Source organism: Kitasatospora sp. NPDC041988 (assembly GCF_055588525.1).
Genome location: NZ_JBVJCO010000034.1, coordinates 46,451 through 67,472 on the forward strand (window position 1 = coordinate 46,451; position 21,022 = coordinate 67,472).

At 74.4% G+C, this 21,022-nt stretch carries 20 protein-coding genes; 13 read left to right on the top strand and 7 right to left on the bottom strand.

Annotation, left to right across the window (positions count from 1 at the left end; all coding sequences use genetic code 11):
• Positions 1-69 precede the first annotated feature (69 nt).
• On the bottom strand, positions 70-1,161 hold the full coding sequence (locus ACZ6NC_RS29065) for a polysaccharide deacetylase family protein (protein WP_465736731.1): 1,092 nt from the start codon (positions 1,159-1,161) through the stop codon (positions 70-72).
• Positions 1,162-1,518: 357 nt separating this feature from the next.
• On the opposite strand from ACZ6NC_RS29065, the gene ACZ6NC_RS29070 reads away from it, so the two are divergent.
• The 7 genes from ACZ6NC_RS29070 (at position 1,519) to ACZ6NC_RS29100 (ending at position 7,375) form a co-directional block, all read left to right on the top strand.
• Entirely contained in the window at positions 1,519-1,791 is a 273-nt protein-coding gene (locus tag ACZ6NC_RS29070; RefSeq protein WP_396324849.1) for a hypothetical protein, read from the top strand.
• A 293-nt stretch (positions 1,792-2,084) separates the two neighbouring features.
• The gene (locus ACZ6NC_RS29075) at positions 2,085-2,960 is read left to right on the top strand and encodes a polysaccharide deacetylase family protein (RefSeq protein ID WP_465736732.1); all 876 of its coding nucleotides are present in this window, start codon (positions 2,085-2,087) and stop codon (positions 2,958-2,960) included.
• A gap of 73 nt (positions 2,961-3,033) precedes the next feature.
• On the top strand, positions 3,034-4,200 hold the full coding sequence (locus tag ACZ6NC_RS29080; RefSeq protein ID WP_465736775.1) for a glycosyltransferase: 1,167 nt from the start codon (positions 3,034-3,036) through the stop codon (positions 4,198-4,200).
• 37 nt (positions 4,201-4,237) lie between these two features.
• Positions 4,238-4,987, top strand: a complete 750-nt coding sequence (locus ACZ6NC_RS29085; RefSeq protein ID WP_465736733.1) for a sugar transferase — start codon at positions 4,238-4,240, stop codon at positions 4,985-4,987.
• A gap of 47 nt (positions 4,988-5,034) precedes the next feature.
• Entirely contained in the window at positions 5,035-5,694 is a 660-nt protein-coding gene (locus tag ACZ6NC_RS29090; protein WP_465736734.1) for an acetyltransferase, read from the top strand.
• Positions 5,695-5,765: 71 nt separating this feature from the next.
• Positions 5,766-6,254 (top strand): NUDIX hydrolase, encoded by a 489-nt coding sequence (locus ACZ6NC_RS29095; protein ID WP_465736735.1) that lies wholly within the window; start codon positions 5,766-5,768, stop codon positions 6,252-6,254.
• Complete coding sequence (locus ACZ6NC_RS29100) at positions 6,251-7,375, top strand: SGNH/GDSL hydrolase family protein (RefSeq protein WP_465736736.1); 1,125 nt, start codon at positions 6,251-6,253, stop codon at positions 7,373-7,375. Before ACZ6NC_RS29095 ends, ACZ6NC_RS29100 begins: the two co-directional genes overlap by 4 nt.
• A gap of 49 nt (positions 7,376-7,424) precedes the next feature.
• On the opposite strand, the gene ACZ6NC_RS29105 is transcribed toward ACZ6NC_RS29100, so the two are convergent.
• Both ACZ6NC_RS29105 and ACZ6NC_RS29110 read right to left on the bottom strand, forming a co-directional pair.
• Positions 7,425-8,354 (bottom strand): NAD-dependent epimerase/dehydratase family protein, encoded by a 930-nt coding sequence (locus ACZ6NC_RS29105; protein WP_465736737.1) that lies wholly within the window; start codon positions 8,352-8,354, stop codon positions 7,425-7,427.
• A 128-nt stretch (positions 8,355-8,482) separates the two neighbouring features.
• Positions 8,483-9,022: a PTS-dependent dihydroxyacetone kinase phosphotransferase subunit DhaM gene (locus ACZ6NC_RS29110; RefSeq protein WP_465736738.1), complete on the bottom strand. Its 540-nt coding sequence runs from the start codon at positions 9,020-9,022 to the stop codon at positions 8,483-8,485.
• 409 nt (positions 9,023-9,431) lie between these two features.
• On the opposite strand from ACZ6NC_RS29110, the gene ACZ6NC_RS29115 reads away from it, so the two are divergent.
• From ACZ6NC_RS29115 to ACZ6NC_RS29125, 3 genes are all read left to right on the top strand, one after another.
• The gene (locus ACZ6NC_RS29115) at positions 9,432-9,653 is read left to right on the top strand and encodes a DUF397 domain-containing protein (protein ID WP_465736776.1); all 222 of its coding nucleotides are present in this window, start codon (positions 9,432-9,434) and stop codon (positions 9,651-9,653) included.
• Positions 9,654-10,397: 744 nt separating this feature from the next.
• Positions 10,398-10,892 (top strand): hypothetical protein, encoded by a 495-nt coding sequence (locus ACZ6NC_RS29120; RefSeq protein WP_465736739.1) that lies wholly within the window; start codon positions 10,398-10,400, stop codon positions 10,890-10,892.
• A 377-nt stretch (positions 10,893-11,269) separates the two neighbouring features.
• On the top strand, positions 11,270-12,634 hold the full coding sequence (locus tag ACZ6NC_RS29125) for an acyl-CoA dehydrogenase family protein (RefSeq protein ID WP_465736740.1): 1,365 nt from the start codon (positions 11,270-11,272) through the stop codon (positions 12,632-12,634).
• A gap of 81 nt (positions 12,635-12,715) precedes the next feature.
• Here the strand turns inward: ACZ6NC_RS29125 and ACZ6NC_RS29130 are convergent, their stop codons facing one another.
• Positions 12,716-13,930 (bottom strand): aminoglycoside phosphotransferase family protein, encoded by a 1,215-nt coding sequence (locus ACZ6NC_RS29130; RefSeq protein ID WP_465736741.1) that lies wholly within the window; start codon positions 13,928-13,930, stop codon positions 12,716-12,718.
• Positions 13,931-14,400: 470 nt separating this feature from the next.
• Here ACZ6NC_RS29130 and ACZ6NC_RS29135 point away from each other — a divergent pair, with 470 nt between their 5' ends.
• Positions 14,401-15,885: a DNA-binding protein NsdB gene (locus tag ACZ6NC_RS29135; protein ID WP_465736742.1), complete on the top strand. Its 1,485-nt coding sequence runs from the start codon at positions 14,401-14,403 to the stop codon at positions 15,883-15,885.
• Positions 15,886-15,967: 82 nt separating this feature from the next.
• On the opposite strand, the gene ACZ6NC_RS29140 is transcribed toward ACZ6NC_RS29135, so the two are convergent.
• Positions 15,968-16,504, bottom strand: a complete 537-nt coding sequence (locus ACZ6NC_RS29140) for a PAS domain-containing protein (RefSeq protein ID WP_465736743.1) — start codon at positions 16,502-16,504, stop codon at positions 15,968-15,970.
• A gap of 287 nt (positions 16,505-16,791) precedes the next feature.
• Here ACZ6NC_RS29140 and ACZ6NC_RS29145 point away from each other — a divergent pair, with 287 nt between their 5' ends.
• Entirely contained in the window at positions 16,792-18,306 is a 1,515-nt protein-coding gene (locus ACZ6NC_RS29145; RefSeq protein WP_465736744.1) for a HEAT repeat domain-containing protein, read from the top strand.
• Positions 18,307-18,491: 185 nt separating this feature from the next.
• Here the strand turns inward: ACZ6NC_RS29145 and ACZ6NC_RS29150 are convergent, their stop codons facing one another.
• Positions 18,492-19,334 carry an undecaprenyl-diphosphate phosphatase gene (locus ACZ6NC_RS29150; protein WP_465736777.1) on the bottom strand — a complete coding sequence of 281 codons (843 nt, stop codon included), beginning with the start codon at positions 19,332-19,334 and terminating at the stop codon, positions 18,492-18,494.
• A 250-nt stretch (positions 19,335-19,584) separates the two neighbouring features.
• Positions 19,585-20,280, bottom strand: a complete 696-nt coding sequence (locus tag ACZ6NC_RS29155) for a class I SAM-dependent methyltransferase (protein ID WP_465736745.1) — start codon at positions 20,278-20,280, stop codon at positions 19,585-19,587.
• 133 nt (positions 20,281-20,413) lie between these two features.
• Here ACZ6NC_RS29155 and ACZ6NC_RS29160 point away from each other — a divergent pair, with 133 nt between their 5' ends.
• Positions 20,414-20,989, top strand: coding sequence for a DUF4396 domain-containing protein (locus tag ACZ6NC_RS29160; protein ID WP_465736746.1), 576 nt, complete (start codon positions 20,414-20,416; stop codon positions 20,987-20,989).
• The last annotated feature ends 33 nt before the right edge of the window (positions 20,990-21,022 follow it).

Genomic DNA, 21,022 nt, shown 5'->3' on the forward strand with positions numbered 1-21,022 from the left:
CGCCGGGCGGCAGCCGCTGTCGCGCGGGAAGCCGGCCCGGCCGACTTCCCGCGCGCCGTCGAGCCTCGGCTACGCCACCGCCTGGCCGCGCCAGCGGCGGTAGGCGGGTTCGAGGCCGGAGAGGATGGTGTCGAAGCGTCGGGTGCTGGTGGTGGAGTCGACCTGGAGGCGGCTGATCTGGAGCGGGTGGTCGGGGAGGCGGGGGCCGAGGCGGTGGTCGGAGAGGAAGCCGAGGCGGTAGCCGAGCTCCTGAAGGACGGTTTCCGCGCGAGGGTCGTGGCCGCCGTCGGGGTAGGCGAAGGCGGCCGGTGGTTCGCCGAGCCAGCGGGTGAGGGCTTCGTGCGCGCCGGTGATCTCGGCGCGGACGGTGGCGTCGTCGCAGCGGCCCAGACAGGGGTGGCCCTGGGTGTGGTTGCCGATGGCGACGCCCCCCGCGCGCAGGGCGAGCAGGTCGGCGGGGGTGAGTTGCTCCTGCCCGGGCGGGCGGCGGTCGGCGCTGACCCGGAGCTCCTGGAGGCTGCGGCGCCGGTCGGGGTCGGGCATGGCCTTGAGTCGGGGGAGCAGTTGGTTGGGGTGCCCGCACTCGAGTGAGCGGGCCCGTCCGCCGTGCCGGGCGAGGAAGTCCGCCTCGTGCCACCAGAACGGTTTCTCGGTGCCGATCAGCTCGGAGATGACGAACGCGGCGGCCGGGATGCGCCGGGCGTTGAGGGCGGGAAGGGCGTGGGTGAGGACGCTGCGGTCGGCGTCGTCGAATGTGACGAGCACGCTGCGGGCCGGAAGGGGGCGCCGTTCGGCGACGGCCTGCTGGACGGCGGCGAGCGAGACGGGTGTGGCGAGTCTTCGAAGGCGGTCGAGCTGGGCGCCGAAGGAGCGCGGGTCGGTGACGCCGTGGTACGCGAGCACGGCGAGCCGCTGCGCGGCCCGGGCCCGGAACAGGGGTTGGACGGGGGCGAAGCGCAGCCAGTCGCCCCGCCCGGCGGCCGGCTGGGGCGTCGGGTGGGGCGCTGCCACGGGAAGGATGGTGGGTTGCCGGACGTGCGGGCGAACGGCGGGTTGCCGGGCGGCCGGCTGCCCGGCGGCCGCCTGCGACAACGGGTGCACGTTCACGTTCGGCAGGACGCGGACCACGGAGCTGGTCCGGGCCCTGGAGGTCGATGTCATGGACTGGGACTGCGGCACGGTTCCCCCTCGGTCGCCGGTGCGGCGTGGCGGTACCGCCGGAGGACGGAGCCCGGCCTCCGACACCAGGGCACGGCGGCTCCGCCCCCTGGGTTCTTCCGGTCCTCGGCGGGGACTCCCAACCCGCACCGCGGACGGCTCCTGGATCGCTCAATGTAGTGGAGACCCCTACACGCCGTAGATGGTTGTACCGGACGGCCGAGGATTTTTCGCGGGCCCGAAATCCGGCGCCCCGGAGGTGCGCCGGAGTGTCGCCGGAGCCTTTTCGGTTGCGCAGGGTCGCGGGGAGAACACTCCCTGCGGGCTGCCTCCGCGGCGGCCGCGCGGTACCTTGGGCTCATGGCAGATGCGGAACGTGATCACTTCCACCTGCATGGTGCGACCCGGATGGCCCGCGCGTGGAGCGGTGGCGCGCTGGTCACCCACCAGATCCCGCTGGCGGTGGTCGGTCTGGCCTGTCTCGCGATCGGCATCGTGGTCGCGGTGGCGGTTCCGGACAGTGACGGTCCGGCCTGGGCGATGGCGGTGGCCGGCTGTCTTGCCGCCGGGGTGCTGCTGCTCGGCCGGATCGCGTTCGCCCTGCTGCGGTACCGGCGCGGCGCGACCCTCTGACCTCGGGCGGCGTGACCCTCCGACCTCGGCGCGGCGCGATCTCCTGGCGCGGGGTCGGGGGGATCGGAAAGCCCGGCCGCCGTCTGAACGGCCGATCGATTCCAACCGGTCAGATCGACCGGTTTTCAGCCCATCTGCCAACTCCTTCTCGCTTCTTTCACAATTCCGGGGCACCAGCCCCACAGTTCCCCCTACTGTGATTCCCATCCGGGCGCCAACTGCGCCGGATGAACGGCCACTTGACGGCGCCGGGGAGGGTGCTGCCGAGAGCGGCAGAGGGCAGAGGGGGAACGTTGAGCGGTACCACCGGCCCCGGGAAGACCGGGACGACGCCCACCGAGGCCGAGGTGACGGCCGGCCCGACCGGAGGCATCCGCGAGCAGGTCAAACGTCACCTGGCACGCGGGGTCGGGGCCCGGCCGGGCGAGGGCGCCACCGTCCTGATCTACCACCGCGTCGGCGGCGGCAGTCCGGACGAACTGGACGTCACCACCACCGACTTCACCGCCCAGGCCGACCTGCTCGCCGAACTCCCGCCCGGCCGGGTGGTCCCGCTGGACGAGGCCGTGGACCGGATCGAGGCCGGCCGCCGTACCCCCAGCGCCGTGCTCACCTTCGACGACGGCTTCGCCGACGTCTACGACAACGCCTGGCCGCTGCTGCGCGAGCGCGGCCTCCCGTTCACCATCTACCTCGCCAGCGGGCACGTCGGCGGCGAGATGCGCTGGGAGGGCTCGACCGCGAAGACCTCGGGCGCCCCCGGGCTCAGCTGGGAGCAGCTGCGCGAGATGACCGCCTCCGGCCTGTGCACCGTCGCCAACCACACCCGCAGCCACGCCCGTCCCGAACTGCTGACCACCGCCGAGCTGGACGCCTGCAACGACGACGTCGAGCAGCACCTCGGTCTCCGCCCCCGGCACTACGCCTACACCTGGGGCGTCCCCGTGCCGCACATGGAGCCGGCCCTGCGGGCCCGGTTCCGGACCGCCGCGACCGGCGAGGTCGGCCGCAACACGCCGGGTGTCGACCCGGTCCGGCTGCGCCGGGTACCGGTCCGCCGCACCGACCCGATCGACTTCTTCCGCGCCAAGCTCTACGGCCGGCTGATACCCGAGCGCGCCTACGCCCGGATCGTGGCGACCGCGAAGGCGGTGGGGGCCCGTGCCTGAGCCCGTGCTGCCCGAGCCGACCGCACCCGCACCCCTGACACCCGAGCCTCTGACACCCGAGCCCGTGACGCCGATGCCAAGGCTGCGCGGCCCCGGCGGCCGCCCGCTTCGCGTCGCCCACCTCACCACCGTCGACATGAGCCTGCACCTCCTCCTCGCCACCGAACTCAAGGTGGACCTGGAGTCCGGCTTCGAGACCTACGGCATCAGCGCGCCCGGCCCGTACGTCCCCGAGATCGAGGCGATCGGCGTCCGGCACGAGCCGCTGCACGCGCTCACCCGGGCCTGGCAGCCGCGCGCCGACGCCGCGGCCGCCCGCGAACTGCTCGCCGTGCTGAACCGGCTCCGCCCGGACGTACTGCACACCCACAACCCCAAGACCGGCGTGCTCGGTCGGGTGCTGGGCCGGCTCGCCCGGGTGCCGGTCGTGGTGAACACCTGCCACGGCCTCTGGGCGCAGGCCCACGACCCGCTCGCCAAGCGGGCGTTCGTGCTCGGCGCCGAGGCCTTCGCGGGCCGCTTCTCGCACGCCGAGCTGTACCAGAACGGAGAGGACCGCCGTACCCTGGCCCGCGCCGTGCCGGCCCGCCGCTCGCGGGTGGTCGGCAACGGGGTCGACCTCACCCGCTTCGCCACCGACCCGGGCGAGCGCGCCCGCACCCGGGCCCGGCTCCGCGCCGAATTCAACGTCGGCCCGGAGGAGTTGCTGGTCGGCGGAGTCGGCCGGCGGGTGGCCGAGAAGGGCATCGGCGAGTACGCCCAGGCGGCCCGGGCACTGGCCGGCAAGGCCCGGTTCGTCTGGATCGGCCCGGACGACCCGGAGAAGCCGGACGCCCACGGCGCCGAGTCCGGCGTCGAGTTCCTCGGCGCGCGCAGCGACATGCCCGCGGTGTACGCGGCCCTCGACGTCTTCGTCCTCCCCTCCTACCGGGAGGGGTTCTCGCGTTCCGCCATGGAGGCCGCCGCCGGCGGTCTCCCGATGGTGCTCAGCGACATCCGCGGCTGCCGCGAGATCGGCGGCCATGACGAGCACCTGCTCCTCGCCCAGCCCGGGGACGCCCGGGCCCTCACCACCGCGCTGGACCGGCTTCTCACCGAGCCCGGCCTGCGCGACCGGCTCGGCGCCGCAGCCCGGCGCCGCGCCACGGCGCACTTCGACCAGCGCGCCGTCGCCAGGGTCTCGCTGGAGACCTACGCGGCCGTCGCCCGCGCCAAGGCCCTGCCCTGGACGGTCGGCTGAGCCCATCCGCCACACCACATCAGGGGGAAGGACCGTCATGAAGCGAGGGGGGGACCTCGCGGTCACCGTTCTGGCCGGGATCGTCGCGATTCCGCTCGGCCTGGTGATCGCCCTGCTGATCCGCTGCACGATGGGCGGACCGGTGCTCTTCCGTCAGACCAGGACCGGGTGGCACGGCAAGGAGTTCGAGATCCTCAAGTTCCGCACCATGCGGGACAAACGCTTCCCGGAGGAGCCGGACGCGCCCCGCATCACCCGGCTCGGCGAACTGCTCCGCAGGACCAGCCTGGACGAGCTGCCGCAGCTCTGGAACGTCGCCCGCGGCGAGATGGGCGTGATCGGGCCGCGGCCCACGCTGCCCGAGCAGGTCGTCCACTACTCCCGGCGCCAGCGCGGCCGGCTCGACGTCCGGCCCGGACTCACCGGCTGGGCGCAGGTCAGGGGCCGTAACTCGATCACCTGGCCCGAGCGGATCGAGCTGGACCTCTGGTACGTCCGGCACCGCTCGCTGCTGCTGGACCTGCGCATCCTCGTGCTCACCGTCAAGGTGCTGTTGAACCCCAGCGGCATCACCGCCGTCGGCGGGGTCAACCCCGGCTTCCCGGCGCCCACCGAGCCCGCCGAGACGCCCGCGGCAACCGCAGCATCAGCAACCGCAACCGCACCCGCCGCACCCGTGACCGCACCCGCGCCGGTCGCCCCGTTCCCGGCCATCAGCCTGCCCCGGCAGGCCACCGCACCCCGGCTGGCGCAGCCCGTCCGCACCGCAGTCGAGGAGCCCTCCTGAACACGGAACCGAGCAGGCCGAGCACGGAACCGGGCAGGATGACCGCCATGACCGCCATGACCGCCATGACCGCCATGACCGCCGCCACAGACCCTCAGGAACTCTGGATCGCCGGTGCCGGGGGCGTCGGCCGTGAGGCGCTGGACACGGCGCTCGCGGCCGGCGTCCCGGTGGCGGGGTTCCTCGACGACCGCCAGCACGGTGCCACCGTCCGCGGCCTGCCCGTCCGCAGGCCCGCCGACCTGCCGTCCGGCGCCCGCTACCTGGTCGGCATCGCCGACCCGGCTGTCCGGCAGCGGCTCGCCGCCCTGCTGGACAGCCGGGGCGCGGTGCCCGCCACCCTGGTCCACCCTCGTGCGCTGATCGCTCCGGACACCGTGCTCGGCCCGGGCTGCCTGGTGATGGGCGGCGCGTACGTGTCCAGCAGCGTTCGCCTCGGCGCGCACAGCCAGGTGCACTACAACGCGACCGTCGGCCACGACACCGTGTTCGGCGAGCGGGTGACGGTCTACCCGGGCGGCAACGTGTCCGGCGCGGTGCTGCTGGCCGACGGCGCCACCGTCGGCAGCAACGCCGTCGTCCTGCAGGGCCGCAAGATCGGCACGGGTGCCTTCGTCGGCGCGGCCGCCGTGGTGACCAGGGACGTCCCGCCCGGCGAGGTGGTGGTCGGCTCACCCGCCCGGCCGCTGCGGCCGTCCGCTGCCTGACAGCAGACTCCTGGCGGCCCCTCCACCGGTTCCCGACCGCCGCTTCCCGGCCGCCGGATAGGGTGCGGGGCATGGCCATTCCCGCGTTCCTCGCCGACCTCCGCTCCGTCGTCGGCACCCGCAAGCTCTGGCTCAGCGCCGCCATCGCCGTCGTCCTGGACGACCAGGGCCGGGTGCTGCTCATCCAGCGGGCCGACGACGGCCGCTGGGCGCTGCCCGGCGGCATCCTCGACCCGGGCGAGCAGCCCGCCGACGGCGTGGTGCGCGAATGCCTGGAGGAGACCGGCGTCGTCGCCGTCCCCGAGGTGCTCGCCGGCGTGCGCGTCACGGACGACATCACCTACCCCAACGGCGACGTGTCGCAGTACCTGGTGCTCGTCTTCCGCTGCCGCCCGGTCGGCGGCGAGGCCCGGGTGAACGACGACGAGTCGCTCGCCGTCGGCTGGTTCGACCTGGACGACCTGCCGCCGATGATCGACGAGGAGCACCAGTGCCTGCGGCAGGCCCGGGAGTCCCAGGGCGCGACCTTCTTCGAGTGGGAGGGCAAGGAGCGCCCGTGACCGGATCCCCGGCAGAGCTGACCGAAGTCCCGCTCCCGGCCGGGCCGGTGGAGTTCCGCGGCGCGCTGCACCTGGAGCGCACCGCGGCCGGTCTGCGGCCCTGGCGCCTGCCCGCCTGGACGGCCGCGCAGTTCCCCGGCGAGGCGCTGCGCCGGGTGGCCACGATGCCGTCCGGCGTGCGGCTGGCCTTCCGGACGGCGGCGACGGTGCTCGAACTCGTCCTGCACGCGCCGCCGGAGCTGCCGCACCCGGGCGCGGTCGAGCTGCTGCTGGACGGTGTCCGGGCCGAACGGGCCCCGCTGCCGGCGGCCGGCGGTCCGGTCGTCCTGCGCTTCCACCCCGGAGCCCCGGACGGTGAGCGCGAGGTGGAGCTGTGGCTGCCGCAGTGGACCTCCGTGGAGCTGGTCGCCCTGCGTGCGGACGCGGCGGTCCACCCTCCCCGGCCGACCGGGCGGCGGCGCTGGCTGCACCACGGCAGTTCGATCAGCCAGGCCCCGGAGGCCGAATCGGCCGCCGACGTCTGGCCGTGGATCGCCGCCGGGCGGGCCGGCGTCGACCTGCTCAACCTCTCGCTGGCCGGCAACGCCCACCTGGACCCTTTCACCGCCCGCACCATCCGCGACCAGCCGGCCGATCTGATCAGCCTCAAGATCGGCATCAACGTCGTCACCGCGGCCTCGTTCCGCCGGCGCGCCTTCGTACCGGCCGTGCACGGCTTCCTGGACACCGTCCGCGAGGGGCACCCGGACACCCCGCTGCTGGTGGTCTCCCCGCTGCTCTGCCCGCCGTTCGAACGGATCCCGGGCCCGGCGGCGTACGAGCAGACGGCGGACGGGCCCCGGTTCGCGGCGCTCGGCGATCCGGCCGACATTGCGGCCGGCGCGCTCACCCTGGAGGCGATCCGCGCCGAGCTGGCCGGGATCACCGCGGCCCGCGCGGCCGGCGACCCGCACCTGCACCACCTGGACGGGCTCGCGCTGCTGGGCCCGGAGGACGCCCACGGCCTGGCCGACCTGCTGCACCCGAACCCGGCCGGGCACCGGCTGATCGGCGAACGGTTCGCCGCACTCGCCTTCGGCCCGGGCGGACCGTTCGGCGCCGACGGCCAGGGCACGCCGTGACGCCGGGAGCCGGGCGGGCAGCGTCACGGCGTGCCCTCCCGGCAAGCCCTCAGAGCGTCCGGAACCACTCCGCCGTACGCTCCAGCCCCTCGCGCAGCGGTACCGGCCGGACGTCCGGGAAGAGCTCGCGCAGCCGGGAGTTGTCGGCCTGGGAGTCCCGGACGTCGCCGGGCCGCGGCTCGGTGTGGGCGACCTCGACCGGGTGGCCGAGCACCGACTCCAGCTCGCCGACCAGCTCCAGCAGCGAGGTACGGGTGCCGAAGGCCAGGTTGACCGGGTCGGCGTGCACCACCCGGCGGACCACCGCCTCGCTGATCACCTGGGTCACCGTGCCGACGTAGGTGAAGTCCCGGCTCTGGCCGCCGTCCCCGTGCACGGTCAGCGGCCGCCCGGCCAGCGCCGCGTCCAGGAAGGCCGGCACCACGGCGGCGTACGCGTGCCCGGCCGGCTGGAGCGGGCCGAACACGTTGAAGAACCGGAGCGGGAGCACCCCCAGCCCGTAGCAGTGGTGGTAGGCCGCCAGGTACGACTCGGTGGCCAGCTTGCTCACCGCGTAGGGGCTCATCGGCGCGGTGCGCATGGTCTCGCGCTTGGGCAGCTCGCGGTTGGCGCCGTAGACCGAGGAGGAGGAGGCGGCGGCCACGTACAGCCCGCCGGCCCGCCGGGCGGCCTCCAGGACCTCCAGGGTGCCGGTGGCGTTGGCGTGGTGGCTGGCCAGCGGATCCTTGACTGAGCGCGGGACGGAGGGCAGTGCGGCCAGGTGCACCACCGCGTCGGCACCCGTGAAGGCCTCGTCGAGCAGCGCCGGTTCGAGGATGCTGCCCTCGTGGAGCACGGCGCCGGTGCCGGCCAGGTTGGCCTTGCTGCCGGTGGACAGGTCGTCCACGACCCGGACCTGGTCCACCTCGGGGCGGGCCAGCAGGGCTCGGACCAGGTTGGCTCCGATGAATCCGGCCCCGCCGGTGACGACCACGCGCATGGCTGAGGTTCCCCCCTCCGACCGTCCGGCCCGCCCGGCAGGTCCTGCGCCGATGGTAGCCGTGCGGTCACCCGCCGTGGGGTGGAACGCCCAGAAGTTCCGTGAGGAGCCGCGGTGGTGACGGCGGCTCAGTCCTTGTGCTGGCGGTAGGCCTCCTCGGCGGCGTCCAGCACCGCCGAGAGGTCGCCTCCCGCGGTGGCGGTGGCGACGGCCGCCACCGCTCCCTCCACGAACGGGGCGTCGGCGAAGCGGACCGGGAACGGCAGGCCGTGCTCGTCCGCGTCGGCGAGCAGTGCGCGGACGGTGGACACCGCGCCGCCCAGGTCGGCGAGGATCACGACGCCGTGGCCCTGGTCGACCCGGCGGGTGGCGGCGGCCACCAGGACGGCGCTGATGCCGGGGCCGGAGACGAGGTCGCCGCCGGTCCCGGCGACCGGGGCGGGCGAGTCGGAGCCGGCGAGCGCGAGCGCAAGGGCCCGGACGGCTGCGGCCAGCTCCTGGCTGTGCGAGACCAGCACGACCCCGACCCGGCCGTGCGCGGGCGGCCGGCCCGGGGTCGGCCGGGGCAGCGGGGTGCGCGAGGGCGGGGTGCGGGGCGCCGGGGGGTGGGCCGAAGGGGCTTCGGAGATGGGGATGACATCGGCGCGGGTGCCGTCCCGGCGGCTCATCGGCTGCTCCTGGGGGCGCGGGGTGGGGTGTTCGGCGAGGGCGTTCGGCGGGGTGTTCGGCGAGGGCTTCCCACACTCTGGCAGCTCGCCCGCCGCCCGCCCGGGCGGGACACGCTCAGCGCTTCCGGCGCGCGGGCTCCGGTGCAGGGGCGAAGGCGGGCGGGCGAGGTAGGCGGGCGAGGGTGGCGGGGCCGCTCGTCGGAGTCCGGCCCGGGCGGGGGAGTCTCCGGTCCGGGGGAGTCCTGGTCGGGGGGAGTCCTCGGCAACCCGCTGACCGGGGCGGCGGCGATGACTAGGCTGGCCCCGGAAGACCGTCGGGAGGAGAGCAGCAGTGGCAGCCAACATCGGGACTGACGTGGAATCGGCCGTCGGGGCGGCCGGAGGGACCGTCGTCGAGGGGGCCGGAACCATCCGGGAGCTCGCGCCGAACGGGAAGCCGAAGGTCGACTTCACCGGGGCCACCTGGCTGTGCAGCAGCCAGGGCGTCGGGGATGTCCAGATCGCGTTCGTGGACGGCTACATCGGCATGCGGGACGGCCGCCAGGAGGACGGCCCGGTCCTGGTCTTCACCCCGGGCGAGTGGCGGGCCTTCGTGCTCGGTGCCCGGGACGGCGAGTTCGACCTCACCTGAGGCGTCGGCCGGGCCTCGCCCGAGACCTCGTCCGAACGGGCCCCGACCAGGGGCCCGTTCCGCTGTGCACCCCCTGTGCATCGGGGTTGCATCGGTCCGATCTCGTTTGAGCGTACCCGGTCATTATTTCTGTTGACTGTTAGACAAACGCAGCTCAGAGTATGAGCACAGGCAGGCGCCGTGCCCACCGCCCCCACGCGGCCAGACACGGCGCCTGCTGTACAGCCCGGCAGTAATGCCAGGCCTGCCTCCCAGTCGTCCCCTGCGCACCGGGGGTGCGTCGGCCGGTCCCGACCCCACAAGGGGGCCGGCAGTCGCCGGGAGGCTGGCACCGAAGCCGAGAGCGACTCGGAGACGGTACCGGGTGCTCGGGACCCGCACGCCCCCACGCGGCGGCGTCCCGAGCAGATCCGCGGGAGCGACGGGCCGGGGCCCCGCGGACCTTGCTTGTGTGGCATGGAACTGTTGGCTTCTGTGTTGTGCTCGCTGTGCGGTGCTGTGTGCGACGACGAAGCTGGGTGCTCGGCGGTTCGGCACGACAATGTGCACAGTGAGGGATACGCGTGTAGGGCCGCGTTGCGACATGCCGTCCCCCCGGAGGGTGAAACCCAGAACGGCTGTCGTGCTGAACCGAACGTAGCCCGGACGGTTGCTCAGAGTCAACATTGGTCTCTGAGCGTGGATCTCCGTCCGGTGCCCCACCCACCCCGTGAGCGCGGTGTGCCGGGCACGTACGATGTTCCCATGTCTTTTCTCCGCCGTCGCTCCGGACAGCCCACCGGCCCGGACTTCGACGTGCTCGCGATGGACCCGGGCGACTGGCCCGGCGACTTCGGTGCGGCCATGATGTCCGGTCCGGACGGCTCCTGCCAGGGGATTTTCCTGCGCTACGACCTGTTCGGCGGCAGAGGCCCGGCGATGTTCATCGGCAACCTCCCCGAGGGTTCGCCGGCCCGCGACACCGGGGACGACGTGCCCTTCGAGGTCCGGCAGCTGCTCGCGGCACTGGAGAACGAGGAACCGGTCGAGTTCGTCTCGGCCGAGGACTTCCCGGTGATGCTCGGGGACGACCTGCTGATCGTGAAGAAGGTCAAGGTCAGCGAGGGTCGGGTGTTCTGCTCCCAGTTCGGGCGCAGTGACGGCGTGCAGGTCACCATCGCCTCCTGGGACCGACCGATTTCGGACGACCTCTACCAGCTGCTCAAGCCGCTCCCCGCGGACATGTTCCAGCAGGGCTGACCGGCACCCGCCCCGTACCCCGGCCGGAATCCGGCGGGGGAACGGCCGGGGAGGCCTGGGGCGACGGGGCCGTCCCGCGCCCCGGTCGCTGCTTGACGGTTTCGATCACCGCTTCGTACAGTCGCGAACATGTCGTGCCGTCTCCCGCTGCTGACCCGCCGCAGCTATCTGGACCTGCGGCGCACCGCCAGCGCGGCGTGTCCGGGCCACTGAGGGGATTCGTCCCCGAGGCGGCGCGCGGCCGGCCGGAAGGCCGGCGCCGATCCGGGGGCGGGCGTTCCGCTGACCTCCGGGGCCGCCGAACCGGTACCGCGCGCCCGTCCGGCGTGCCGCCCGCAGTTGCCGAGCCCACGCTGCCGCCCGGAGGCACCAGCACCATGACCAGCACCGCGACCGCCGTCGCCGCCGACCAGTCGCCCGTCGCCACCGCCCTCGCGGGGCTGCCCCGGGTCGTCGACCTGCTGGCCGCCCGGGCCGAGGAGCACGACCGTGACGCCACCTTCCCGTACCAGGGCATCGAGGCGGTGCACGAGGCCGGACTGCTCACCCTCACCGTCGCCCAGCGGTACGGCGGACCGGGCGGCACGCTTGCCGACACCGTCCGGGTGCTCGCCCAACTCGGGCGCGGGGACGCCTCGGTGGCCGTGGTCACCGCGTTCACCCTGCTCCAGCACGCCGAGCAGGCCCGGGCGGCGAGCTGGCCGGCGGCCGGCTACCGGCGGCTGCTCACCGAGTCCAGGCGCGGGCCGGTACTGGTCAACACCCTGCACGCGGAGCCCGGCGGCCAGGGTGGTGGGTCGGGAGGTGCGATTCCGGCCACGGTGGCCCGCCGGGACGGCGACGGGTGGCTGCTCACCGGCCGGAAGACGTACTGTGCCGGCGCCGAGGCGCTGGCCTGGATGGCGATCACCGCGCGGACCGACGAGCCGGTGCCGCGGGTCGGGACCTTCCTGGTCCGCGGCGAGAGCGAGGGCGTCGAGGTCGACCCGACCTGGGACCAGCTCGGCCTGCGGGCCAGCGCCGGCCACGACGTGGTGCTGGACGCCGTCCGGGTACCGGCCGAGCTCGCCCTTGGGCTCGCCGTGCCGAAGGCCGTGGCCGGAACCGTTCCCTCGGGATCCGCCCTGCCGGGAAGTGTCCTGCCGGGTGCCGCCCTGTCTGGATCCGCCCTGCCGGGAACCGCGCGTTCGGGAAGCGGAACGTCCCCTTCGGGACGTGCGTCTGCAGGAGCCGGAACTGCCCCTTCGGGAACCGGAATCGGGGAGTCCGCCGGGCCGGCCGCCGAACTCGCCCGGGCCTGGCACGACCTGGCCCTCTCCGCGGTCGTCCTCGGGGTGGCCCGCTCCGCCGAGGACTGGCTGGTGCGCTTCCTGCACCAGCGCACCCCGGCCAACCTGACCGAGCCGCTCGGCCGCCTGCCCCGGTACCGCTGCGCGCTGGGCGAGATCGAGGCCCAGCTGATCGGCGCCGAGGAACTGGTCAACGGCCTTGCCCAGCGCGTCGACCGGGGCGATCCGGACGCCGTCGCCCGGACCGGGCCCGCCCATCTGCTGGTCACCCGCGCCGCGACGGCGGCCGTCCAGCAGGCCGTCTCGCTCACCGGCAACCCCGGCCTGAGCCGGCGTCACCCGCTCGAACGCTACCTGCGCGACGTGCTCAGCAGCCGAGTGCACTTCGCCCCGGACGAGGCCGTCCTGGACACCGCCGGCCGGGCCGCCCTCGACCGGGGGGCCCGGCCCTGAGGACCGGCCCCCCCGTCGGGCCCGACGCGCGCCCGGCGTCTGCCGCCCGCCGCTCAGCGCGTTCCGTTCAGCGCGTGCCGTTCAGCGCGTGCCGACCGCGGCGCGGACCGCACGACGGGCCAGCGCGGCGTCGTCGTACAGCCGGCGGATCATGATCCGCTGCTCCTCGCCGGCCCCCGGCACGTCGTACAGCCGGATCTCCCGCATCAGCACCAGTACCAGGTTGACCAGGAACGCGTCCCGGGCCAGCGTGCCGCCGCTCTGAGCGAGTTGGGCGATCTGCCGGCGGGCCGCGGTGTCCCCGGAGAGGACGCTCCACAGCACCGCCAGGTCGTAGCCGGGCAGGTACCAGCCGGCCTGCTCCCAGTCGACCAGCACCGGCCCGGACGGCGCCAGCAGCATGTTGCTGAGCAGGGCGTCGCCGTGGCAGAGCTGGAGCGGGGTGTGGCTCAGGCCGTGCAGCAGGCCGCGCAGGTCGCCGGCGTCCCGGTCGGTGAGCTGGCCCACCGAGTGGTACCGGGCGATCTCCAACTGGTAGTCCAGCCGCGGCTGGAACACGTCGGTCGGCGGCCGCCACAGGTTGAGCGTGCGGACGGCGGCGAGCAGCGCCCGCACCTCGCCCGGGGTGGGCGCGTTGACCGGGTGGCGTTCCCGGGCGGCCGGCCGGCCGGGAACGCGCTCCATGACGAGCACGCAGCGGTCGTGGTCGGCCGCGACCAGCCTGGGCAGCCGCACCGGCGGACGGTGCCGGACGAACGCCCGGTAGACCGCGACCTCGTGGTGGAAATCGGCCACCAGCTGCTCGAAGTACTCACTCCGCACCGCCTGCGGCGCCAGGCACTTGGCGACCACCGGCGCCCGCCCGATGGTGCCCGCCACCAGGATGTGGCGGCTCCCCTCGCGCAGGACCTGACGCGGGGTGAAGGCGGGACATATCCGCGCGACTCCGGCCAGCGCGGCCCGGACCGCGGGCGTCTGCAGCGCCGACGGGTCGATCCGTTCGGCGGTGCCGGGCTGGCCGGGCCGCATCGGCGGGCGCAGCAGCCGGCCGTCGCCCGGGCGGGCGGCCGGGATCCGGGCACCGCCCGGCAGGACGGAGTCGGGGGCGCGCAGCCCCAGCGCCGTACGGGCGGCCTGGCCCCGGGCGTCCGCGGACCGGCCGTCGGTGCCTCGCGGCGCCGCGGGGCGGCTCGGCGGCGGGACCTGCTTGGGGCCGGGACGGCCGGTGGCTGCGGTGGGGGGGCGCAGCGCGGTGCGGGTCGCGGTCGGCGAGGGGGAGGTCGCTGAGGAGTACATGGGGTGAGGGTGGTCCCTTCCTGTCCGTCGGCGGGTACGCCCCGCGGTGCGGGGAGGGCCGGTGCCGCGTGCTTCCTGGCGTGACGGCGGCCCTGGTGCGGTGGGTGGAGCGCGGGCGCCGGGCACGGACGCGGGGGCCGGAGCCCCTTGCTGCGGCGGTGTTCCGGCCGTCCGCACCCTGGGGAATGCGGTCGGCCGGTACTGCCGTGGCCGTGCCCGGCGCCCCCGCGCCACCCGGCCGCGCCACCCCCTCGGGTGAGGACCGGGGACGCCCCCTGACACGGGCGGGGGAGTCCCCGGTCCGGCCTGGGGCGCCGCCCGACCCGAGGGGCGAGGTGGCGCACCTCTACATCACACCCAGATGGCACTGGTTGGTAATGTGGCGGACCCTGGCGAAGCCTGGCGAATGCTCGCCTGGCACATGACGGAGCCTCTAGCCTCGAACCAGCCGAGGAACCTGGGGGCTTCACGTGAGCAGGGGACCCAACACCCGACTCGCCGATCTGTTCGTCCTGACCGGATGGTCGAAGGGCGAGCTGGCACGGCTGGTCAACCGGCGTGGTGCCGCGATGGGACAGCAGCAGCTGTCCACCGACACCTCGCGGGTCCGGCGGTGGATCGAGCAGGGGGAGATCCCGCGCGATCCGGTGCCGAGGGTGCTGGCAACCGTGTTCACGGAGCGGCTCGGCCGTGTCGTCACCACTGAGGACCTCGGTCTGGAACGACACCGGCCCACCAGGACCGGAGCGGCGCAGCCCGCAGCACATCCATGGGAGCCGGATCGTACGGCCGCGGTCCTCACCGAGTTCACGGGAATGGACCTCATGCTGAACCGACGTGGATTGGTGGGCGCGGGTGCCGCGCTCACGGCCGGGGCGGTCGTCGCCGACTCCCTGAAAGGCTGGCTGGGCGGGGACGCGGTCGCGTACGCGGCCTCCGTGCCCGGCCCGCGACCGGTGGTCACCGGGCAGGGCGGTGGCCGCCCCGTGGTGGACGTGTACGACGCGGGCCCGGTCGGGCTCGACGAGGTGGAGGCGCTGGAGCGCTCGGTGCAGGTCTTCCGCGCCTGGGACGCCGCGCGCGGCGGCGGTCTCCAGCGCAAGGCGGTGGTGGGTCAGCTCAACGAGGTGGGCGGTCTGCTGACGAGCCGCCACAGCCCGGTGGTGGAGCAGCGGTTGTGGCTGGTCGCCGCCAACCTCGCGGTGCTGGCGGGCTGGATGTCGCACGACGTCGGCCTGGAGCCGACCGCGCAGAAGTACTTCGTGATCGCCGCCGAGTCGGCCAAGGAGGCCGGCGACCGTCCGCGGGCAGGCGAGGCGATCTCGCGGGCCGCCCGGCAGATGGTCCACCTGGGCCGGGCCGACGACGCGCTCGACCTGATGTCGGCCGCGAAGGCCGGCGGCGGCCGGGTGCTGCCCAGAACGCGCGCGATGCTCAACACCGTTGAGGCGTGGGCGCACGCCTCGATCGGGCACTCCCAGGACACCTGGCGGCTGCTCGGCGAGGCCGAGGACCTTTTCGCCGAGGACGTCCCCGAGCCGCCGCCGTCCTGGATGCAGGTCTTCGACGAGGCCGAGCTGCGCGGCATGCAGGCGCTGGTGCTGCGCACCCTCGCCGAGCACGACCCGGGGGCGGCCGCGCAGGCCCGGAAGCAGGCCGAGCGGGTGATCAAGCTCCGCGAGGGCACCGGACAGCTGCGTTCGGCGCTGTTCGACCGGATCACCCTCGCCTCGGTGCACTGGCTCACCGGGGAGCCGGACGCGGCGGAGTTCCAGGCCAAGATGGTGATGAACCTGATCGGCCAGAACTCCTCGCACCGCACCTGGGACCGGCTGCGCGAGATGTACCGGCTGACCGCCCGCTACCGGGGGGTGCCGGTGGTGGACGAGCTCCGCGCGGAGCTGGGGCGGGAGTTGCGGCAGGCGGACGCCAAGAACCGGCCGAAGCTCGCCTGAGCCCCGGGTCCGTCGACTTCGGTCCGACTTCGGTCCGGCGTGGGCCGGCGCAGGCGGTGCTTCTGCGGGAAGGGGAGGAGGCTCAGGCCCGGTCGGCCGGGCGGATCAGCAGGCGCAGCGCGGTGACGGTGCCGTCGGTGCCGAACACGGGCTCGCCCGCGCACTCGATCGTGCCGTGCCCGCCGCAGGGGCGGCGTACCTGCAGGGTGCCGTAGGCGTGGCGCCCGTGCACCAGGGTCTCGGTCATCATGCGGCGCAGCTGCGGCCGGTCCGCTTCGTCGAGGCGGTCGGGCAGCCGGTCGAGGCTGAGCGGGCCGCGCCCGGGGTCGCACCCGAGCAGCCGGAACACCTCGGCGGACCACCGGACGTCGTCGGTGAGCAGATCCCACTCGGCCGAGCCGACTCCGGGGTCGGACGGCGCCTGCGCCGTGCCGTCCACTCTGCCGTCCACCGCGTCGTCGGCCGCCCCGGTTCCGGACCCGGGGCCCGTTCCGCTGCCCGCCCGGTGGCCCGTCGAACCGTCCGCTCCGCTCCTGGCGCCGCCCTCCGCCGGGCTGCCCGCCGGCCCGTCCGCCGCGGCGGTGCCCGGCGGGCGGCCGGCGGTGCTGGGCATGCTCATGGCGGTTCCATCGGTCGGGGGTGGCGGCCGTACGAGGCCTGTCGGGGTGGTGAAAAGACTGTTGCACAGCGGCCTGACCCCCGTGGGGGATTTGGGCAGATCCCCGGCAAAATTCCTCCGGCATATGCCAACCGGACAGAAGGGCTCATTGCCCTGTGTGCGGCGGGCTGCCCGAGGCGGTAACCTTCGGTGATTCCGGCGCCCGGGCGCCCACCGCAGTACCGACCAGTGACCCCGGCGACGGAAATCCCGTTGCCACTACGACCGCCGCAACGGATGCTGACCTCATGTTCGAGCCAGTGATAGCACCCAGTGCCAGCCTCCTCGGCCTCCTTCAGCGAGGCCGCGGTGACGGGCAGCTCCATGCGCTGGCCGCCGACCGCACCGAAGCCATCGCCGCGCTGGAGGAGTGCGTCACCAGGGATCCGAGAGCCGACTGGCAGGTCGAGAACCGCTCCCTCTACTACGCACGCCTCTACATGGAGCTGGAGGCCCCGCTCGGCGGCATCGAGGACCACCTCCACGACCCGGAGGACCTCCTGGACGACGACGAGGGCCGCACCGGCCTGGCGCTCTCCGTCCTCGGCCACCTCGCCGCCTACGGCCGGCGCGACGCGCTGCTGATGCTGCGCGAGTACGCCGCCACCGGCACCAACTGGGCCTGGGCCCTGGACGAGCTCGCCCTGCGGGACGACGACCGCGGCCTGCTGCTGCTCGGCACCGCCGTGCTGGACCGCTTCCCGCCGGGCCCCGAGGGCGACGCCGAGCTGCGCGACTTCATCCGCGCTGCGTACGAGCCCCGGCCCTGGCGGCTCTGGGCGGCCTACCACCCGCGGGTCGCCGCGGCGAGCGAGCAGTCCCCCTTCGACCTCTGGCAACGCCAGCTGAACCGCAGCGGCGTCACCCCCGGCTGGTCCACCGCCGACGTGCTGGCCTGGGCCGACCAGGGCGAGCTGGGCGGCCTGAGCGCCGGCGCCTTCGCCGGCCAGCCCGACCGTCCCGAGCCCGCCCGCGACACCGGTGACCCGGCCGGCCCCGACGCCGTGGACCGGCGCGCGGCAGCGGCCGCGCGCTGCCTGGCGGCCGTGGTCCGCCCCGAGGACCGCCCCGCCGTGCTGGAGGCCGCGCGAAGCGGCCTGCCAGGCGCCCGTCGGGCGGCCCTCCGGTACCTGGTCGATCAGCGCGACCCGGCCGCCGCCGGCCTGATCGAGGCCGCCGCCGCCGACGTGGACGACCGGATGGTGCGCGCCGCCCTGGAGCTGCTCGGCCGGATGCGCGGCCCCGAGGTGCTGGTGCACGCCCGCCGCTGGGCCGACCCGGCCACCGGCGGCGCCGACAGCGCCCTCGGCGAGGCCGCCGTCCAACTGCTCGCCGACGCCGGCGAGCCCTGCGACGCACCCCTGGTGGTCGCCGGGCTGCGTCGCTGGATCTCGGTGCGCGGGGTGACCGGCACCGGAACCGGGCTCGGGGCGCTGGTCGACGGTGCGGGGCGGCTTGCCGCCGCCGAAGCCGTCCCCGTCCTGCGCCACATCTACGGCGAGGCCGCCTCGTCCGAACTGCGCGGCCGCGCCGCCCGCGCGCTCGCCGTGACCGACGTGCACTTCCCCGAGGGGCCGGCCGTCGAGTGCCTCTGGGACTGCGAGGAGTCCACCCGGGAGCTCGCCGCGAGGCACGTCGCCACGACCGGCGACGCCCGCGTGCTGGAGCGCCTGCGCCGCCTCGCCGCCGACCCGGCCGAGGAGGCCGAGGTCCACGCCGCCGTGCGGGGCCGGCTGACCGCCGCCCGCGAGCGAAGCCGCTAGCCGCCCGGGGGGCGGTCGTGAACCGCGGCCGGGACGACAAAACGGGCCGGGGCACCTGATGAGGTGCCCCGGCCTGCTGCTGTCGGTGGTGCGGTGGAACCGCGTTCTCCTTCGGGGGCTGCCGCTGCGGAAAGCGCTGCCGCGGAAACCGCTGCGTCGGAAACCGCTGCTTCGGGAGAAGCCGCCTACTTCACGACCCCGGCGTCGGGCGTCAGGGTGCCGACGCTCACCAGCACGATGATCAGAATGCCGAGCGCCACCCGGTACACCACGAACGGCATGAAGCTGTTGTGCGAGATGTACTTCAGGAACCAGGCGATCGCCGCGTAGCCGACGACGAAGGCGATCAGGGTGGCCAGGACGGTCGGGCCCCAGGCCGGCGCCGGGCCCTCGCCGATCTTGAACAGCTCCAGCAGGCCGGAGGCGAGCACCGCCGGGATCGCCAGCAGGAACGAGTACCGGGCCGCCGCCTCGCGGCTGTAGCCGAGCAGCAGACCGGCGCTGATGGTGCCGCCGGAGCGGGAGACGCCGGGGATGAGCGCCAGCGCCTGCGCGAGGCCGTAGCCGGCGGCGTGCGGCAGGGTCAGGTCGGTGATCGGCTTGGCGTGTCGGACCGCGCGGGTGCGGTCGGCCACCGCCAGGATCAGGCCGAAGACGATCAGCGTGGTGCCGATGATCCGCAGGTCGCGGAGGTTGGTCTCGATGGTGTCCTGGAACAGCTTGCCCAGAATGCCGATCGGCAGAGTGCCGATGATCACGAACCAGCCCATCCGGGCGTCCTGGTGCGAGCGCAGCGCGGGCCGGAACAGCGAGAGCGTCCAGGTCTTCACGATCGAGGCGATGTCGCGCCGGAAGTAGATCAGCACCGCGGACTCGGTGCCGAGCTGGGTCACGGCGGTGAACGCCGCGCCCGGGTCGTCCCAGCCCAGCAGGGCCGAGAAGACCCGCAGGTGGGCGCTGGAGGAGATCGGCAGGAACTCGGTGAGACCCTGGATCAGGCCGAGGACGGCTCCGTGGAACCATTCGATCACCGGACACCCGCCCGGGGTATCCGTCGCTCGATGCGCATCAGCGGTCCTTGTTGGTCGTCGGTGCGGGAGCATGCCCGACGGCATGCACGTGGCACATGCCGATGGCATGCGAACGGCCGGTCCCGCCCGACGCTCGGGTCGCGCGAGGGCCCGGCGCGCGCCTGATGGTACGCGGTGAAGGTGACGGGTTTTCGTTCACCCCTGCCCCGGGCCCACTCAGCCGGCGCGGCCGGTGTTCGGGCCCGGTTCAGACGGTGTCCGGCCGTGCCCTGACCCAGGTCCGGTCGTCGGTCAGGTAGCGGTCCACGGCCAGGCCGGCGTCGGCCAGCGCCTGCTCGAACTCGGCGGTGTCGAGCGGGCGGGAGAGGAAGGTCTGGGTCCAGCGCGCGTCCGGGAACTCGTACTCGGCGACCACCGAGTTCACGCCCTCGCCGACCGGGGTGGACGAGGCGATCCGGACCAGAATGTCGTGGCCCAGCTGGCGTTCGCGCGGCACGTCGCGGTGCCAGTCCTCGCCCTCCCGCTGGACCAGGACGCAGCCGTCCGCCGCGACGTGCCGCCGGCAGGTGGCGAGCAGCCGGCGGCGGACCTCCGGGTCGCCCGCGTGCACCAGGAAGGACGCCAGCATGACGACGTCGAACCGCTCGCCCAGGTCGAGCCGCTCGATCGGGCTGCGGACCGTCCGGGCCCCGCGCACCCGGGCCAGCATCTCGGCGGACTCGTCCACGGCCGTCACCGCGAAGCCCCGTTCGAGCAGCGGGTGCGTCACCCGGCCCACGCCGCAGCCCAGTTCGAGGATGAGTGCGCCGGCCGGCACGGCCTGCTCGATCACCTCCGGCTCCCCGTTCACCGGCAGCCGCGCGTACATCTCGACGGCGCAGCCGTCCGGTGTGATCGCGCCCGGTCCGGTGCCGTCGTAACCCCTGCGTCGCTCATCAGCCATGCGTCCCATCGGAACACGGGCCGGCGGGCGTGGGAAGAGGGCATCGGATCCATGGTTGCGACATACCCCCAGGGGGTATACATTCATCATCGACGGAGCGAGGAACGAAGCACCAGGGCAAGCGGAGGACGACATGGCACACCCCGCACAGCACGAGCACGAGCAGCACACCGGCCACGGACACCACGAGCACCCGGCCGGGCACGAGGGCCACACCGGGCACGAGGGCCACACCAGTCATGCGGGCCACGGCGCCGCGCACGGCGGCCGGGCGAGCTGGCGGACCGCCGCGCAGGCAACCCTGCACTGCCTCACCGGTTGCGCCATCGGCGAGATCCTCGGCATGGTGCTCGGCACCGCCTTCGGCCTGCACAACGGCGCGACCGTGGTGCTCTCGGTGCTGCTGGCCTTCGTCTTCGGTTACGCCCTCACCATGCGCGGGGTGCTCAAGGCGGGCCTGGACCTCCGGGCCGCGGTGAAGGTGGCGCTGGCTGCCGACACCGTGTCGATCCTGGTCATGGAGCTGATCGACAACACCGTGATGGTCACCGTCCCCGGAGCGATGGACGCGGGCCTCGGCGACCTCCTGTTCTGGATCGCACTGGCGGGCTCGCTCGTCCTCGCCTTCGCCCTGACCGTGCCGGTCAACAAGTGGATGATCGGGCGCGGCCGCGGCCACGCGGTCGTCCATGCCCACCACCAGCACTGAGCGCGCGTCCCGAGGCGCCGGAACTCGCCTGCG

What these genes read in the sequence shown, in the direction of transcription:
- ACZ6NC_RS29065 (WP_465736731.1), bottom strand. Translation starts at nt 1,161, where the DNA reads ATGACATCGACCTCCAGGGCCCGGACCAGCTCCGTGGTCCGCGTCCTG.
- ACZ6NC_RS29070 (WP_396324849.1), top strand. Translation starts at nt 1,519, where the DNA reads ATGGCAGATGCGGAACGTGATCACTTCCACCTGCATGGTGCGACCCGG.
- ACZ6NC_RS29080 (WP_465736775.1), top strand. Translation starts at nt 3,034, where the DNA reads ATGCCAAGGCTGCGCGGCCCCGGCGGCCGCCCGCTTCGCGTCGCCCAC.
- ACZ6NC_RS29085 (WP_465736733.1), top strand. Translation starts at nt 4,238, where the DNA reads ATGAAGCGAGGGGGGGACCTCGCGGTCACCGTTCTGGCCGGGATCGTC.
- ACZ6NC_RS29090 (WP_465736734.1), top strand. Translation starts at nt 5,035, where the DNA reads ATGACCGCCATGACCGCCATGACCGCCATGACCGCCGCCACAGACCCT.
- ACZ6NC_RS29095 (WP_465736735.1), top strand. Translation starts at nt 5,766, where the DNA reads ATGGCCATTCCCGCGTTCCTCGCCGACCTCCGCTCCGTCGTCGGCACC.
- ACZ6NC_RS29105 (WP_465736737.1), bottom strand. Translation starts at nt 8,354, where the DNA reads ATGCGCGTGGTCGTCACCGGCGGGGCCGGATTCATCGGAGCCAACCTG.
- ACZ6NC_RS29110 (WP_465736738.1), bottom strand. Translation starts at nt 9,022, where the DNA reads ATGAGCCGCCGGGACGGCACCCGCGCCGATGTCATCCCCATCTCCGAA.
- ACZ6NC_RS29120 (WP_465736739.1), top strand. Translation starts at nt 10,398, where the DNA reads ATGTCTTTTCTCCGCCGTCGCTCCGGACAGCCCACCGGCCCGGACTTC.
- ACZ6NC_RS29125 (WP_465736740.1), top strand. Translation starts at nt 11,270, where the DNA reads ATGACCAGCACCGCGACCGCCGTCGCCGCCGACCAGTCGCCCGTCGCC.
- ACZ6NC_RS29130 (WP_465736741.1), bottom strand. Translation starts at nt 13,930, where the DNA reads ATGTACTCCTCAGCGACCTCCCCCTCGCCGACCGCGACCCGCACCGCG.
- ACZ6NC_RS29140 (WP_465736743.1), bottom strand. Translation starts at nt 16,504, where the DNA reads ATGAGCATGCCCAGCACCGCCGGCCGCCCGCCGGGCACCGCCGCGGCG.
- ACZ6NC_RS29145 (WP_465736744.1), top strand. Translation starts at nt 16,792, where the DNA reads ATGTTCGAGCCAGTGATAGCACCCAGTGCCAGCCTCCTCGGCCTCCTT.
- ACZ6NC_RS29155 (WP_465736745.1), bottom strand. Translation starts at nt 20,280, where the DNA reads ATGGCTGATGAGCGACGCAGGGGTTACGACGGCACCGGACCGGGCGCG.
- ACZ6NC_RS29160 (WP_465736746.1), top strand. Translation starts at nt 20,414, where the DNA reads ATGGCACACCCCGCACAGCACGAGCACGAGCAGCACACCGGCCACGGA.